Raw genomic sequence first — 16,578 nt, forward strand, 5'->3', positions numbered from 1 at the left:
TAAAAATCAAAGCTATTTTAGATAAGAAAATATTTTTAGTTATTATGTTTATTGTATAACGAAGTACGGACAAAAAGAAAGAAGAATTAAAACTTTCTTTGTTTGTGGCTTTGCTTAAATAAAAATAGAGTGTGAAACAAAACTAAAAATAAGTTTCGTTTCACACTCAAAATCCAAGTAAATAGCGAAAAAATTGGCTCCTTTGATCACATCAACCTACGAACGGACTTTTTCTTCATCCATCATTTTATGTGCTGTTGCCATCATCAAGCGAATCCGATTCAGTTGATTCACCAATGACACACCTGGATCGTAATCGATTGGGGCAATATTGGCTTTAGGATATTGGCGACGCAACTCTTTCGTTACACCTTTACCCACAACATGGTTTGGTAGACATCCGAAAGGCTGCATACACACGATATTATTCACATCTGATTTCAACAATTCGATCATTTCCCCTGTTAAAAACCAGCCTTCGCCAGTATGATTTCCAATTGAAAGAATTTTCCCTGCATCTTCTGCTAATTCATGAATAGAGCTCAGGCCTTCAAAACGTTTAGAATTTCTCAAGGCCTTGTCCATTGGTTTTTCTACATATTCAATAATCCGGATCGCAAATTGAGCTAAGGTTTTACTTTGTTTAGACATCCCCATATTATCGTATTTCCAAATTTGATTGTACAAAGAGTAATTCATAAATCCAACAATATCCGGCACAACAGCTTCTGCCCCTTCCGCTTCAAGCAAACGAACGATATCATTATTGGCAGTTGGTGAGTATTTCACCAAGATTTCGCCAACGATCCCAACTTTCGGTTTCTTGACTTCATTCAATGGGATTTCATCAAATTCTTTGATGATTTTTTTCATATTTCGATTGAATAAGGTCAATGAACCATTGCGGACATTTTTCTCGATTTGTTTTAGCCATTTAGCATGAAGTGCATCAATCATGCCGACTTTGGTTTCATAAGGACGAGTGCGATAAACAACTCGTTCGAATAAATCTCCATATAAAAAGGCTACAGCGACACGTTTCAACATCGGTAATGTAAATTTAAAGCCTGGATTAGACTCAACCCCTTTATTTCCCATCGAAACTGAAACCACAGGAACTTGTGGGAATCCAGCATCGTTCAAGGCTTTTCTAAGCAATGGGATATAATTTGTTGCACGACAACCGCCGCCTGTTTGCGTCATCATCACACTGACATGATCTAAATCGTATTCTCCACTTTCCAGTGCTTCAACTAATTGACCGATTGAAATAATCGCTGGATAACACGCATCGTTATTCACATATTTCAGACCGACATTTACAGCTTCTCGATCGTCTGCTGGTAAACAAACCACATTATAGCCGGAAGCTTTTAAAGCAACATCTACTAAACCAGATTGATGAATGGGGCTAAGCATTGGTAATAATAAGGTATGTGTCTTTTTCATTTCTTTGGTAAAGATGATTTTCTCTGGCTCTTCATGCTGCAGTTTTGGCTCAAAATTCATTTTTTCTCGCTCACCAACGGCTGCTTTCAAGGAACGTAAACGAATACGGATCGCACCTAAATTCGAACCTTCATCGATTTTCAAGACAGTATAAATTTTTCCATATTGATCCATGATTTCTTCCACTTGATCCGTCGTAACAGCATCTAAACCGCAACCAAATGAATTCAGCTGAACTAATTCAAGATTTTTTGATTTTGCTACAACACGCGCCGCTGCATATAAACGCGAATGATAAACCCATTGGTTAACAACACGTAAATTTCCGACATCACTTAAATGAGAAACACAATCTTCGGTCAATACATGGAAGCCTTCTTGTGTTATAACATCAGCAATACCATGATTGATTTCTGGATCTAAATGATAAGGACGACCGGATAAAACGATTCCCTTTTCCCCTTTTTGATTCAGCATTACCAGTGTTTCTTCCCCTTTGTTACGGACATCCTCTTTGAATGCATCTAATTCTTCATATCCATGGCGCAATGCTTGAGTGACTTGCTCTGGCGAGATTCCTAGATCCGCAAATGTTTCGCTTAAAACTTTGGCAACTGATGCTTCATTGGCTAAATTAATATACGGGTTACGGTAATCAACTTTACCATCACGAATGTCATCTACATTATTACGAATAACATCAGGATAACTTTGCACGATTGGACAATTAAAATGATTATCTGCTTCTGCCGATTCTTGACGTTCAAAAACCACACCAGGGTAAAAAATCATCGGCACTTGTGAATCGATCAATGCTTGAATATGGCCATGAGAAATTTTTGCTGGATAACAAGCTGTATCACTGGGAATCGTTTCCATCCCTTGTTCGTACAACTCTTTATTTGACCGTGGTGATAACTCAACTCTAAAACCTAGATCAGTGAAGAACGTATGCCACAGTGGATAGTTTTCATACATATTCAAAACACGAGGAATCCCGATTCTGCCATGGACTGCATCTTTTTCTTTCAGTGGACGATATTTAAACAATTTTCGGTATTTATAGTCAACTAAATTGACTCTGCGGTCTTCTTTTTTTACTTTGATTCTGGCACCGCGCTCACAACGATTTCCCGTAACAAATTGCCGTCCGTCAGAAAAAATCGTAACGGTCATCATACAATTATTTTCACATAAACCACAATGAGTAAACTCTTTATCTGCTGTAAAAGTATCTAGCTCTCCAAGACCGAGGATCGTTGTTTCTTGTCCTAGTTCATAATTTTCTAACGCAATCAAGGCAGCGCCATATGCGCCCATCAACCCTGCAATAGAAGGACGGACAACTTCTCGTTCACTGATCATTTCAAACGCACGCAAAACAGCTTCATTATAAAAAGTTCCGCCTTGGCAAACGATTTTTTTTCCTAATTCTTCGGGACGTCGAACTTTGATTACTTTGTAAATCGCATTTTTAATTACAGAGTAAGATAATCCCGCGGAAATATCCCCAACTGATGCGCCTTCTTTTTGAACTTGTTTGACTTTTGAATTCATGAATACGGTACAACGAGAGCCCAAATCAACAGGTGCTTTAGAACTTAGCGCTTCGAGTGCAAAGTTTTTTACATCAAAATTCAATGATTTGGCAAATGTTTCGATAAACGAACCGCACCCTGAGGAACAGGCTTCATTCAATTGGATCGAAGACAATACGCCATCTTTGATGGTCATCGCTTTCATATCTTGACCACCGATATCTAAAATAAAATCAACACCTGGCTGAAAATGATCTGCGGCTTTGTAATGAGCCATTGTTTCGACTTCTCCAATATCGACCTTCAATGCATTTTTGATTAAATGTTCTCCATATCCTGTAACGGCGGATTTTCCGATAAATACATCTTTTGGTAATTGTTGATATAAATCTTTTAAAACATGCATCGTGGTTTCCAAGGGCTGCCCTTGATTGTTTCCATAAAATGAAAATAATAGATTACCTTCTTCATCGATCAAGGTAACTTTTGTGGTCGTAGATCCTGCATCGATCCCTAAAAAGGCTACACCATGATGATCAGCTAACGCTTTTTCTTGTGCTTGGGCTTTTGCGTGACGCGCTCTAAATTCTTTTAAATCAGCTTCATCTTGAAATAATGGTTCTAATGTATCTGTTGGCTTTAATTGTTCTTGATCTCCTTTTGTCAAACGGTGAATCAAATTTACTAAGGTTGTTGGATTAGCTCCTTCCGAATAAATTGCAGCTCCCATTGCTACAAATAATTGCGGATTTTCTGGAAAAATCACATCTTCTGGTTTCACATCTAAGGTTTCAATGAATCGTTTTCTAAGTTCTGACATAAAGAAAAGTGGTCCGCCTAAAAAGGCGATTTTACCTTTTATTTTCCGACCTGCGGCAAGTCCTGCAATAGTTTGGTTAACTACTGCCTGAAAAATACTCGCTGAAATATCCTCTTTTGCAGCGCCTTCGTTGATCAAAGGCTGAACATCAGTCTTAGCGAAAACACCACATCTTGAAGCAATTGGATAAATTGTTTGGTAATTTTTAGCCAGTTCATTGACCCCGTTGGCATCTGTTTTTAACAAAACTGCCATTTGATCGATAAAAGCGCCAGTTCCTCCAGCACAGCTCCCATTCATTCGCTGTTCTAATGCACCTTCAAAAAAGGTGATCTTTGCATCTTCACCGCCCAGTTCAATCGCTACATCTGTTTCTGGAATGATTTCTTCTACTGTTTTTGTACAGGCGATCACTTCTTGAACAAAAGAAATATTCAAGACATCTGCCAGCCCCATGCCGCCAGAACCTGTAATCGTCATTGTGATTGGTGTTTCTTCACCTAAATCAAGCATTGCTTCATTCAAAACTTTTTCGGTTGCGGCTTTTACATCTGAGTAATGTCGTTCGTATTTCGCAAATTTCGTATGATTTTCTTCATCAATAATTACTAATTTCACAGTTGTCGAACCGACGTCTATTCCTGCTCTTAATGTCATAGTTTTTATCTCCTTAAATTCCATACCCTTTTATTTCACAACACTTTGTTGATTATCCTACAAGGTGTCTGATATAATACTTATGTATATTTTAGAAAGATTCTAATTTAATTGCAACAGGCAAAACACCCAAATTTGTGAGATAAGCAACAAACTTTTGAAAACTGTTGATTATTTCGAAAGGAATTTTTTATGTCAAAGAAAACCGACCTTCGGGTAATGCGGACCCACAAAATGATTATTGAAGCTTTCTTTCACTTAGTAGATGAAAAAGGATATGATTGTATAACGATCCAAGACATTGCAGATGAAGCAATGATCAATCGTGCAACATTCTACGCTCATTTCAAAGACAAACAAGACCTTTATGAACAAATTTTCGATTTTGCGATCAATGCCTTTACATCTGTTATCGATACTGAACAGATTATTGTCAGCAATCGGATCAAGGTAAAACAGATTGAATTTCTACTGACAAATATTTACATTAATATTCAAAAAAACAAAAATTTTTTTCTAACGATCATGGATGGTAGTTCAAATGAACTGTTGCGGAAGAAGTTAGCGGATATTATCTATGAAAAATATGCAGATATCTTTTCTAAGCTAAAAATCACGGAGAATGATATTGAAGTGCCGATTGATTTTATTATTGAGTATATGACTTCTATATTTATTGGAACACTTCATTGGTGGATCACAAGTGACACAGACATGTCTCCTAATCATTTAGCCAGACTGGTTATTAAACTCGTTGGAAATGGTCATCTGACAGTTTTAGGGCTTGAAATCGATAAATAAGACTTGCCTAAAGTAAAATAGCTTACAACAACATATAAACGATGTTGTTGTAAGCTATTTTAAAATGATTTAGCGATTCTTCGCACGCCATTTTTTTGTATGAGCAGTGTCTCTAACAGACACAATTTGAATGCTCCTTGCTCTGTCTTTATTCTTCTCTTTAGAAAAAAGATTTACTTTAACATCATATTTACCTTCACGCGCTAAGTCGTAAACTTTTTCAGCTGTTTCAGTTATTTTCTCTTTGATATTCATCTGGCTCACTCCTCCTACTTTTCCCTTCACTTTATCACATAATTTGAAAAAAGAGAACAAAAGTCACTATCTATTTTTTTAGTCAAAAAAAGAACAACTCCATCTGAGTTGTTCTAATAAAAAACTGGGGTAGCTGGATTCGAACCAACGCATGACAGGATCAAAACCTGTTGCCTTACCGCTTGGCTATACCCCAAAGGTTAAAATGGAGGAAAGTGGATTCGAACCACTGAACCCTAAGGAACGGATTTACAGTCCGTCGCGTTTAGCCACTTCGCTATTCCTCCAAAAGGTTTTAGTAAAAAACCTGACTTAGTTATAATACAAAACTTTTGAATAAAATGCAAGCCTTTTTCGAAAAAAAGTTGTTATTTATTTTAGTCGTTTAAATTCCACTGGCGAATAATGTATTCGATCGCTTCATCTAGCGTTTTTACAGTCGCTTCATTACGGCCATCAATTACGACAGCAAATTTTTTGGTGTCTTGTGCTAAGACTTGACCAATTTCTTTTTTGCCAATCGTTAAGGTGCTTACAGTGATTGTTTCACCATTAACTTTTTTTTCTGCTTCTTCTATTTTTACTTCTATATCTTTATTTTTCTTTGACATCTTCATCCCTCCAAACATCTATGTTATCACGTTACACGAAAAAAAGAAAGTGGGGCAAAACCTGACAAGTTTTGCTCCACTTTAGCTTCTTTTCAAAGGAACATCACGCACTTTTATCCTAAGTTCATAAAATTCCTTCTATTCTACTTACGCACTAAATAATTGTTTCCTCTTGACCTCACTAAATATTCCGCAAATAATGCCTGCCACAATAGAAATCATGCCTATAATAATAAACAACCATAAAAAACTTGATAAATAAGTTTGAATAAAATCATACATTGCTTTTGATTGAATACCTAGCTTCTTTAAAAAGCCTTGCATTAAAATGATTGCAGGAACGACTACCATCATCAAGCCACTGCCCACCCAAATATAGGACCAGTATCTCAATAAACGATGAAAATAGCCTCTTAATGAAGAATAGAGAGAGAAACTTAATAAGGCCCATAAAACACCGCAAACAACCATAAAAATGACCAATTTTGATTTATAATTCATAACTTTCCGTCCATAAGAAACTAGAAAAGGCAACTCGATATAACCTTTATAGATTTTTACAGCATTGTCAGAAAGTTTTGTTACAGCCAGCTCTGATTCTGATGTTGTCTGGATATTCTTTTCTTTCATATAATCTGTGATTGCTTTAGAAACAGCATCATGGATTTCTTTTTCATTAGAAATAGAATATTTCGTCCCTGTATTGTACATTGCTTTAAAATATGCATTTACATCCGTCTTCACTAACTCTTTTTTGATTGATTGATTCAAAACACCTTCTGGAATGTTACTCCCCAAAGCACTATTTTCAACTTGACGATTGATTTCTTCAGTTAATTCTGAATAATAATCTGCTTTAGCTGCTTGTTTTGCAATATAATTCTCACTAAACAGAGTAAGTCTTAATGTCAATAGAATCAAAAATGCGAATAAAAATACAGAGGATAAAAAAGCAATAAAAAAGCGAGAGATTACTTTCATTAAACGACCATAATTTTTCACCTGACTAATTCTCCTCCTTTATGACTTTTCATCGATGATTGGTCCAGATACATAATCTGCTGAAACAAAAACACGTTCTGGTGTTAAACCAATCGCATCTAATGGGTAACACGTATAAAGGATCAGTGATCTTTTCGAGCGGTCGCCTAATTTTGTATTCACTGCTGAATCTTTGTAATCAGCAACTTTTACTTCTGTTACTTGATACGTATAGTCACCATAATGAGTATGAATATCAATTTTGTCTCCAGGTTCTAAGTAATAAATTTTTCCAAAAGAAGGAAGATTATGCCCACCGATCAATGTTGTTCCAAGATCACCTGGAATCATACTGCCGATGTATTGGCCTGCGCCTAAACGCAAAATTTCTTCGCTATCTCCGTAATATAATGGTTCATTAATTCCAACTTTATCGATCACTACCTCACCAAACTGATCTCCTCCTACTGGATAGACCATATTTGAAGAAGATAACTCTCCTTTTTCAGACACTTCCATCCCAGCGGCAACTGCTTCAGTCGACTTTTTGTCCGATGCATTAGTTGGCGCTTTGGCGATTTTATCTGTGGTCTTTTCTGATGAGGCTTGCTCTTTTTTATCATTTCTTTTTTCAAAAAGGTTCGTCCCTTTTTGATCAAAAGATGGAGCATCATTCAATGAGATCAATTCAACTGCAGAAGAAGCGAAGTTAATGACAGGTGCACCAATTATGTAAATAATGAGATAGCCAAAAAACATAAAGAGAAGAGGCACGTAAATAAATGCCCCTACTCTTTTTAATTGTTTCATATTATGCTAATTTGTTCTTTCTGCTCACAAATACTGCACCTGCTGCAGCTACGATCAATGAGCCAAAAGTAATTCCGCTTAACGCGTAATTTGATCCTGTATTTTTAACTGGAGTTCCAGTTTTATATACAGGCGCACCTGTAGTATCAGTGATTGTCACTGCAGAGTAAGTTCCGCCAGCTCCAAAAGTGATTTTCACACCTACTGCATTTCCAGCAGCAACAACGTAATTTTGTAATTGAGAAATTACGTTAGCTGGTAATAGTCTAAGTGCATCTCCAAGTGAATTAACACCTGATGTATTAACAGATACCCCTTCAACTAAAGAACGTGCTGCTTGAATGTTTTTAACTGCTTCGTCCGCTTGAGCTTGTGTTAAATCAACACGTTTCAAGTGGTTAGAAGCTGCATTCGTTTCAGCTGGACCAAAATTGAATTTTTTACCGCCAATTGTTACACCAGCGTTTAATTCGTTAAGGACAGTCTGTTCAGTTGCTGAGATAGCTCCGTCTGCTGAAGCAGAAGTTGCAAAACTCACCACTGCTATAGCAGCAATAATAAATCCGATAACTTTTTTCATTTTCATTCCTCCTATCTTAAATATTTATAATTAATTACAAAAGGTCTGTAAAAATTATACCAACAACAACCTCTATAATTTAGAGGACATAACGAAAGAATATTAAAGGAGTATGACACTTTAATATTCCAACTTGGTTCAGAAGACTCATACTTCACTATATAAAACTATCATATGCTCTTATAATAGTCAAATTCTTTTTGAGTAAAAAAATCGGTCTATCTCTTGTTATTATTCACTTTTTAGATTTTTTTTAGATATAAATGTCGCTTCAAAAACATCATAATTTGCTTCTTTTAAAATTTTCTCAATTTGTTGCGTTTCGCGACTTTCGATTTGGAGCTCAATAATTGTTTCCAGCTCTTTACGATTTACGACAACCGTTAAAATACTAAAATCATTATCAGCCAATAATTTAGTGATATCTGCTAGAATCCCTTTATGATCTTCTGGAATACGAAGTTGAACTCTGGATCCGCCGTCATTGTAGCCAGTAATTTTTAGAAAAGCATCAAAAATATCATTATTTGTTATAATTCCTACAAGTGTTTTATTTGCATCAACAACAGGTAAAACCCCAATATTATTTTGGCGCATTTTGAAAATACCATCTTCTAAAGAAGCTTCTGGCTTAATTGTTTGAACATCTTTTACCATTATATCTGCTACAGTCGTCTTGTTTAATAAATAATTTACCTCATAAACACTTAAACTTGTCGCTTTTGACGGCATCGCTGATTGGATCGTTCCTTCTGTAATCAAGCCAATCACTTGTTCACCTTTGACTACAGGTAAACGATGGATATTATTTTTTTTCATCAAATCTACTGCGTCAAAAATTTTCATTTCTGGTTGAGCAACGACTAAATTTTTTGTCATAAAATCACTTACACTCATGCTATTAACCTCCTAGATATGCTTTTTTCACTTCTTCGCTTTCTAATAATTCCTTGCCTGGACCGCTTAAAACAACTTCACCTGTTTCCAAAACATAGCCACGATCAGCAATCGACAAAGCCATTTTGGCATTTTGCTCGATCAGTAACACGGTTGTCCCTTGTTTGTTGATTTCTTGAATGATATTGAAGATTTCTCGAATAAAAATTGGCGCTAGTCCCATAGAGGGCTCATCTAATAATAGCAATTTTGGTTTAGACATAAGGGCTCTACCCATCGCCAACATTTGTTGTTCCCCACCAGATAAGGTTGAAGCATCTTGATTTTTCCGTTCTTTTAAAATTGGGAACCGGTCAAAAATCATATCATAATCTTTTTTTAAATCGCCATCTTTGCGTAAAAATGCACCCATTTCTAAGTTTTCCTGAACAGTTAAACCTGCAAAAACATGGCGGCCTTCTGGTACCTGGCAAAGTCCTGATGCTACGATTTTTTGTGGAACCATTTTCTGGATTTGTTGTCCTTCAAACGTGATAGTACCATTCGATGGACGATTCAATCCAGATATCGTTCTTAGGATCGTGGTTTTACCAGCACCGTTCGCTCCGATCAGGGATACGATTTCCCCCTGTTCCACATTAAAACTTACATCGCGCACTGCTTGGATCACACCATAATGAACGGATAAATTTTCAATTGTTAGCATTATAGTTCACCTCCAAGATAAGCTTCGATCACACGAGGATCGTTCTTGATTGCTTCTGGCTTGCCTTCAGCAATAATTCTGCCATACTCTAAAACATAAATTCTTTGACAAACCTCCATGACCAAACTCATATCATGTTCGATCAACACAATCGTGATTTGAAATTCTTTTTGAATTTTTCTAATCAGCTCAGTTAAATCTGCTGTTTCCTGTGGATTCATACCTGCCGCCGGTTCATCTAAAAATAATACTTTTGGTTGAGTCGCTAAAGCACGCACAATTTCCAAACGTCTTTGTTCCCCATAAGGAAGGTTTTTCGCTAATGTCTGAACTTTCTCCTCTAAGCCGAAAATCGCAAGTAGTTCGAATACTTTCTTTTCCATCTCAGCTTCTTTTTTGTAAAAAGTCGGTAAGCGTAAAATACTAGAAAGGATCCCTTCTTTATTTTTACTATTCATTGCAATCAGAACATTGTCCATCACGGTTAAATCTTTGAACAAACGAATGTTTTGGAAGGTTCTACTTAAACCCATGTCTGCAATTTTGTATGGTTTCATGCCATTCAAGACATGTTCTTTGCCTAGAATATCTAATGTAACCTTGCCCTCACTTGGTTCATAAACACCTGTTAAAAGGTTAAATAAGGTTGTTTTACCAGCGCCATTAGGACCAATCAGGCCAATCAACTCATTTGTTTCTAAAGATAGATTGACATTGGAAACGGCAGCAAGTCCACCGAAGTTCTTCGTTAAATTACTAACGTTCAATAGAGGCATTTGATTTGTCCTCCTTTTTATTGAATAATTTTTTTACAGAAAATTCCCATGTTCCAAGCAGTCCACCTGGTTTGAAAATCATGATAATGATCAATGCTAATGCATAAATGATCATTCTAAGCGCACCAGCATCTTGCAAGAACATATTCAAAATTCCCAACACGATCGCAGAAATAAAGGTTCCCGTAACACTACCGATCCCGCCAAATACGACGATGATCAAAATATCGATCGATTTCATAAAGCCAAAATCTTTTGGAGCAATCGTTTGAACATAACTTGAATAAATCGCACCTGCCACACTTGCAGTAACAGCACCGATGATAAACGCAATGACTTTATATTTGGTCGTATTAACACCCATTGATTCGGCTGCAATCTCATCTTCTCGAATCGCCATTGTCGCACGCCCTGGTCCGCTATGAATAAAATTAACAATAATCAGAGTCACAATAACTACAAAGCCAAATACCATCGACCAGTTGACCATTGGCGGAATACCAAAAATTCCAGCTGGACCATTTGTTATCTCTTTCATATTGATGATAATGATCCGAATGATCTCTGAAATCCCCAGCGTTGCAATCGCCAAGTAATCCCCCGTTAATCTCAAGGTTGGAATGCCAACTAATAATGCTACGATTCCTGACAACACGATCCCAAGTAAAATTCCACTTAAAAAACCGCCCATTGTAGGATACTTAACAGACATAATTGCCGCACTATATGCACCGATTGCCATAAATCCAGCATGTCCCAAAGAAAACTGACCTGAAAAACCAATAATCAAATTCAACCCCAGCGCCAACATAATATTGATGCCAATCGTAATCAGGGTATATTCAGTAAACGGTGTGATCACACCTGTTACATATAATACGTAAATAAAAGCATAAGCTAAAGCGGCAATTAGAAGCCAAACAGCGTTATATTTTAAATTTTTTTTCATATTTGCCACCTACACTTTCTCTTTGATGTTCTTGCCGAGAATTCCAGCAGGACGAATCAATAAAATAATAATCAGCAATGCGTAAACCACCGCATCTTTATAATCTGAAAAACCAAGTGCAATCGTGATTGTTTCTAATAAGCCGATGACAAAACCGCCAAGGGCCGCTCCTGGTATGATTCCAATTCCACCTAAGACTGCCGCAACGAATGATTTAAGCCCTGGAACAACCCCCATCATTGGATCGATGGAATTATAATACAATCCAATCAGCATACCTGCTGCTGCTGCTAAGGCAGAACCTAAAGCAAACGTAAATGAAATTGTACGATTGACATTGATCCCCATCAATTGTGCTGCATCAGCATCAACAGAAACGGCTCGCATCGCTTTTCCCATTTTTGTCTTTTTAACGATCAATTGTAATGCAATCATCAACACTAATGAAATAACTAAAATAAGTACTTGGATATTTGAGATCTGAATAAAACCTAATTGATAATTTTTAAATTCAATTGCTTGTGGAAATGATTTTTTTTCTGGTCCTAACCAATAAATCATCCCGTTTTGCAGTAAAAACGAAACACCGATTGCTGTAATCAAAGCGGCGATCCTTGTAGATTTCCTTAGCGGTCGATAAGCTAAAAACTCAATAATTACGCCGATCACAGCAGCGCCTGCCATAGATAAAATCAAAGCAGGGAAAAACCCTAAACTTAATTTGTTGATAAAGAAATAACCCATAAATCCGCCCAACATATAGATTTCTCCATGGGCAAAGTTGATCAATTTAATAATGCCATAAACCATTGTATAACCTAATGCTAAAAGCGCATAAATACTACCTAGAAAAAGCCCATTTACTAGTTGCTGGATCACTACTTCCATGATTATCACTTCCAATATTTTAGAATAATTGCTATTTGATTAAAGAAAAAAGAGGATGGACAAAACGTGGAACCTTGTCTCACCCTCTTTAAATTACGTATACATAATGGTTATTTTAAGGATTGACAGCGTCCGCAGACGTTTCTTTTCCTTCAGTTAAGCCTAATACTACAGCCGATTTTTCAGGATTATGGTCTTTGTCCATCGTCATTTTCCCTGTAACACCGACAAAGTCTTTCAATGAAGCTAATCCTTCTGTGATGTCTTTTGAATCAGCTGAATCTTTGTCTTCCATCGCTTGTTTCAACATATAAACTGAATCATAACCTAATGCATTGAATGCAGACGGTTGTTTATTATATTTTTTCTTGAATGCTTCTACAAATGGTTTTACTTTATCTGTAGCTGGTGCTTTTTCTGAGAAGTGTCCTGTGTAATAAACCTCAGAAACATTTTTTGCTCCTGCAATTTCAACTAATTTTTCATCGCCGAATCCGTCAGCGCCAAGAATTGGTTTGTCGATACCCATTTCACGTGCTTGTTTGATGATCAATCCTGCTTCTGCATAGTAACCTGGAATATAGATGGCATCATAATCAAGATCTTTGATTTTCGTTAGGATTGCTTGGAAATCTTTGTCTCCAGCTGTAAATGTTTCTTCTTTGGCGATTTTGCCTTTAAATGTGTCTTTAAATGATTTAGTCAAACCAATCGCGTAATCACTTGAATTATCACCGATGATTACAACATTTTTAGCTTTTAAGTTGTCTTGTGCAAAATTCGCTAAGATAACTCCTTGGAAAGTATCTTGGAAACAGGCTCTGAAAATATATTCTTGCACTTTATCATTTACAACCGTAATGCTGTCGTCGGTGCCTGAAGGTGTGATCACAGGAACCGCTGCTTTTGTCATATTTGGAATTGTCGCTTTCGTTGCACCAGATGTTGCTGGACCCACGACTGCAACCACTTTGTCTTTTGCTGTTAGATTGGCCGCAACAGAAGTTGCTTCACCGTTTTCTGATTTGTTGTCTTTTTCGATCAATTCTAATTTCTTGCCAAGAACGCCACCGGCTTCGTTGATTTCTTCAACAGCTAAGGTAATTCCTTCTTTTTCAGCATTCCCGTACGCTGAAACATCTCCAGAAAGTTCCATATTCATGCCAATTTTGATCGTGTCACCTTCAACCTTATTTCCACCGCCGCTTGCGCCTCCGCCAGCTGCTGGACCACATGCTGCTAATAAGAATAGACTAGCAAATAAAAAACTGAATTTTTTCATTTTGTTTCCTCCTTGATTTTAAAGCTTGTTGTGCGGGTCAGCTCTGACTGGAAAATAGGAAAAACAGAATGTGGTGCTTTTTACCACAATCAGTTTTTATCTTTTTCCTGAAGAGCTAGCACAAAAGCTAGATGATTTTAAAGCTGAACGAATTCGTAAAGCCAGATAATTTTCTTCGCGTATATAATTATTAAAGAAGTATGTATACAAATATAATCAAAAATAGATGAAATGTCAATGAATTTTCAGAAAATTTCTATAATTCAAATTATTAAAAATCGTTCGTTACTTATATAGGTGGATTATTCGGTTTCTTTACGTAAAAAAAACGCCTCCTTGCATGCTGCAATTGACGTTTTCATTTAGTGCTTATTTTTAATTTTGGCTTGCTAAAAAATTAGCAGCCGCTCCAATCAAATTGGCATCATTCTTAAACTCACATGTCACGATTTGCGGAATAAAATCATGTAATTCAAAATGATCTAATTTTACTTTCATACGTTGGTTGATTTCATCGAGTAGCCCTTTTTTTGCAGAAACACCGCCACCTAAAACGATCATCTCTGGATCAAGTGAAAATTGAATACTAAACAGTCCTTGTGTCAGATACTCGTAAAAATTATTGACCTCTTCTATAGCCAATTCATCACCAGATTCAGCAAACGTAAATACGTCTTCCCCAGAAAAAGTCTCTTTCTCTACCCCTTTTCGTTCACAATAACGCCAAGCCATTTGGACTGCTGTTCCAAGTTTGCTAAACGTTTCACCTTCACTTAGATACATCAAGCCAAATTCACCGCCATAAAGGTGAGCTCCTTTAGTAATTTGCCCATTATGGAAAATCGCACCACCGATTCCAGTACCCACAACAACGAACGCCACTTCTTTTTTGCCCTTAGCAGCACCTTCGTAAATTTCCGCTATTCCTGCACAATTCGCATCATTTTCGATTGCGACAGGAAGATTAAATAGCTCTTCTAATTCTTTAAATATATTGAATTTATGGATATAAGGAATCGCTGAAATTCCGTTGATCATTTGTTTTTGAACGTCTACTACGCCTGGTGCGCTAAACGCTACACCTTCTACATTTTGACTGATTCCTTCATATACGGAGAATAACGACGCTTTCATTTCGTCCCATGTTTTCGGTGTTGTAAATTTTCCTTTGTCGGTTATTTCTTGACCGTTCCAAATCCCATATTTTACTGCTGAACCCCCAAAATCAAATGCTAAAATCGCCATCCCTTAAGCCCACCTTCATCTATTTATTATGCTTGTTTCTTCTATAATTATAGGGACCATGATATTCCTGATCCGGATTTCTTTTTAAACTAAACTTCAGCGGCACATAATCAATCCCGCCTTTTGTTAGTGGATGACACCGTAAAAACCTCGCCGTTCCCATTGTTATTCCTTTGATGCTGCCATGTGTCTGGATGGCATCGATCATATATTGTGAACACGTTGGGTGATAGCGACAACTAGCTGGAAGGCCTGGTGAAATGAAACGCTGATACCCACGAACCATTCCGATAAAAATATTTCCTGCCATTTCGTCCCTCTTTTCTCTATCCGAAAAAACTATACCTTGTTTTGTAATCGAATGCAAGCTTACAAATTGAAAGTAAAACTATTTTTATAAAAATTAGTAACAGTTGAAAAAGAAAACTATTCAAATTTCTAAAAGGGTGCTAAACTAGAGAAAAGAGGTTGTACAACACGACTTCTACTCAATCTAAAACGAAATGGAGCATGTAAACGATGGGCTTAAAATTTGAAAGTACAAATGACTTAGATAAATTATTCGATTCTTTTGCGTTAGATCCTAAAAAAGTAGAAATGCCAAAAGAAGAACTAGAAAAACAGGCAGAAAAAGCGCAACAAAAAGAAAAGAAGAAAAAAGAAAAATAAAAAAATAGCTTTGACACTTCTAGAAAGGTGTCAAAGCTATTTTTTTATTATAAATACTTCTCAATGGCTTGCCATGCTTCTTCTTTTCCTTCTTTTGTTTGTGAAGAAAAAAGAAGGAAGTCGTCTGATTTATCAAAATTCAGCGCTTTTTTGATGATACTTTCATGTTTGTTCCATTTACCACGAGGGATTTTATCTTTTTTGGTTGCAACAACAATTACTGGAATTTCATAGTATTTTAAAAACTCATACATTTGAATATCTTCTTGTGTCGGTGCGTGACGTAAATCTACCAACGAAACGACAGCTTTTAATTGTTCCCTTGTCGTCATATAGGTTTCAATCATCTCGCCCCATTTAGCCCGTTCCGTTTTTGAAACTTTTGCATATCCATATCCAGGAACATCGACAAAATGCAACGCATCTTCAATCAGGTAAAAATTCAGAGTTTGCGTCTTTCCAGGTTTGCCAGACGTTCTAGCCAGATTTTTACGATTAATCAATGTATTGATAAATGATGATTTACCAACGTTTGAACGACCTGCTAAAGCAATTTCAGGAAGCTCGGTCTCAGGATATTGTTTTGGTGAAACAGCACTAATAATAATTTCTGCGTTATGAACATTCATTTTACTAACCTCCTAAGTTTAACAGCTGAACAAGC

Annotated in this window: 17 protein-coding genes and 2 tRNA genes; 2 read left to right on the plus strand and 17 right to left on the minus strand. The window is 36.6% G+C overall.

From position 1 onward, the window contains the following. Positions 1 to 216: 216 nt before the first annotated feature. Positions 217 to 4,464 (minus strand): 2-hydroxyacyl-CoA dehydratase, encoded by a 4,248-nt coding sequence (locus BCR21_RS12115; RefSeq protein ID WP_069646710.1) that lies wholly within the window; start codon positions 4,462 to 4,464, stop codon positions 217 to 219. 192 nt (positions 4,465 to 4,656) lie between these two features. Here BCR21_RS12115 and BCR21_RS12120 point away from each other — a divergent pair, with 192 nt between their 5' ends. Beyond that, positions 4,657 to 5,265, plus strand: a complete 609-nt coding sequence (locus BCR21_RS12120; protein ID WP_069646711.1) for a TetR/AcrR family transcriptional regulator — start codon at positions 4,657 to 4,659, stop codon at positions 5,263 to 5,265. A 69-nt stretch (positions 5,266 to 5,334) separates the two neighbouring features. Here BCR21_RS12120 and BCR21_RS12125 read toward each other — a convergent pair whose 3' ends face one another. The 15 genes from BCR21_RS12125 to yidD form a co-directional block, all read right to left on the minus strand. Beyond that, positions 5,335 to 5,520: a hypothetical protein gene (locus BCR21_RS12125; protein WP_069646712.1), complete on the minus strand. Its 186-nt coding sequence runs from the start codon at positions 5,518 to 5,520 to the stop codon at positions 5,335 to 5,337. Positions 5,521 to 5,644: 124 nt separating this feature from the next. Further along, positions 5,645 to 5,716 (minus strand) — tRNA-Gln (locus BCR21_RS12130). A gap of 10 nt (positions 5,717 to 5,726) precedes the next feature. Beyond that, positions 5,727 to 5,807: transfer RNA gene (locus tag BCR21_RS12135), tRNA-Tyr, on the minus strand. 90 nt (positions 5,808 to 5,897) lie between these two features. Then, entirely contained in the window at positions 5,898 to 6,131 is a 234-nt protein-coding gene (locus tag BCR21_RS12140; protein WP_010760759.1) for a DUF2969 domain-containing protein, read from the minus strand. A 147-nt stretch (positions 6,132 to 6,278) separates the two neighbouring features. Next, positions 6,279 to 7,133, minus strand: a complete 855-nt coding sequence (locus BCR21_RS12145) for a hypothetical protein (protein WP_069646713.1) — start codon at positions 7,131 to 7,133, stop codon at positions 6,279 to 6,281. 18 nt (positions 7,134 to 7,151) lie between these two features. Further along, a complete protein-coding gene (locus BCR21_RS12150) occupies positions 7,152 to 7,922 on the minus strand; it encodes a class D sortase (RefSeq protein ID WP_069646714.1) in 771 nt (256 codons plus the stop codon). A gap of 1 nt (position 7,923) precedes the next feature. Continuing rightward, complete coding sequence (locus BCR21_RS12155) at positions 7,924 to 8,502, minus strand: hypothetical protein (RefSeq protein WP_069646715.1); 579 nt, start codon at positions 8,500 to 8,502, stop codon at positions 7,924 to 7,926. 231 nt (positions 8,503 to 8,733) lie between these two features. Beyond that, complete coding sequence (locus BCR21_RS12160; RefSeq protein WP_069646716.1) at positions 8,734 to 9,399, minus strand: CBS domain-containing protein; 666 nt, start codon at positions 9,397 to 9,399, stop codon at positions 8,734 to 8,736. Between the two features lie 4 nt (positions 9,400 to 9,403). Further along, positions 9,404 to 10,105: an ABC transporter ATP-binding protein gene (locus BCR21_RS12165; protein WP_069646717.1), complete on the minus strand. Its 702-nt coding sequence runs from the start codon at positions 10,103 to 10,105 to the stop codon at positions 9,404 to 9,406. Then, entirely contained in the window at positions 10,105 to 10,881 is a 777-nt protein-coding gene (locus tag BCR21_RS12170) for an ABC transporter ATP-binding protein (protein WP_069646718.1), read from the minus strand. Before BCR21_RS12170 ends, BCR21_RS12165 begins: the two co-directional genes overlap by 1 nt. Beyond that, positions 10,862 to 11,830 (minus strand): branched-chain amino acid ABC transporter permease, encoded by a 969-nt coding sequence (locus tag BCR21_RS12175; protein WP_069646832.1) that lies wholly within the window; start codon positions 11,828 to 11,830, stop codon positions 10,862 to 10,864. The genes BCR21_RS12170 and BCR21_RS12175 overlap by 20 nt, the downstream gene beginning before the upstream one ends. A gap of 9 nt (positions 11,831 to 11,839) precedes the next feature. Then, complete coding sequence (locus BCR21_RS12180; RefSeq protein WP_069646719.1) at positions 11,840 to 12,718, minus strand: branched-chain amino acid ABC transporter permease; 879 nt, start codon at positions 12,716 to 12,718, stop codon at positions 11,840 to 11,842. Positions 12,719 to 12,833: 115 nt separating this feature from the next. Further along, entirely contained in the window at positions 12,834 to 14,000 is a 1,167-nt protein-coding gene (locus BCR21_RS12185) for an ABC transporter substrate-binding protein (protein WP_069646720.1), read from the minus strand. Positions 14,001 to 14,375: 375 nt separating this feature from the next. Continuing rightward, complete coding sequence (locus BCR21_RS12190; protein ID WP_069646721.1) at positions 14,376 to 15,245, minus strand: ROK family protein; 870 nt, start codon at positions 15,243 to 15,245, stop codon at positions 14,376 to 14,378. A 19-nt stretch (positions 15,246 to 15,264) separates the two neighbouring features. Beyond that, entirely contained in the window at positions 15,265 to 15,555 is a 291-nt protein-coding gene (gene yidD / locus BCR21_RS12195) for a membrane protein insertion efficiency factor YidD (protein WP_069646722.1), read from the minus strand. Between the two features lie 209 nt (positions 15,556 to 15,764). Between yidD and BCR21_RS17025 the strand changes: the two genes are divergently transcribed. After that, positions 15,765 to 15,914, plus strand: coding sequence for an SPJ_0845 family protein (locus tag BCR21_RS17025; RefSeq protein ID WP_167351784.1), 150 nt, complete (start codon positions 15,765 to 15,767; stop codon positions 15,912 to 15,914). A gap of 47 nt (positions 15,915 to 15,961) precedes the next feature. On the opposite strand, the gene yihA is transcribed toward BCR21_RS17025, so the two are convergent. Then, a complete protein-coding gene (gene yihA, locus BCR21_RS12200) occupies positions 15,962 to 16,543 on the minus strand; it encodes a ribosome biogenesis GTP-binding protein YihA/YsxC (RefSeq protein WP_069646723.1) in 582 nt (193 codons plus the stop codon). Between the last annotated feature and the right edge of the window lie 35 nt (positions 16,544 to 16,578).

It is taken from the genome of Enterococcus ureasiticus (assembly GCF_001730285.1).
Classification (GTDB): Bacteria; Bacillota; Bacilli; order Lactobacillales; family Enterococcaceae; genus Enterococcus_L; species Enterococcus_L ureasiticus.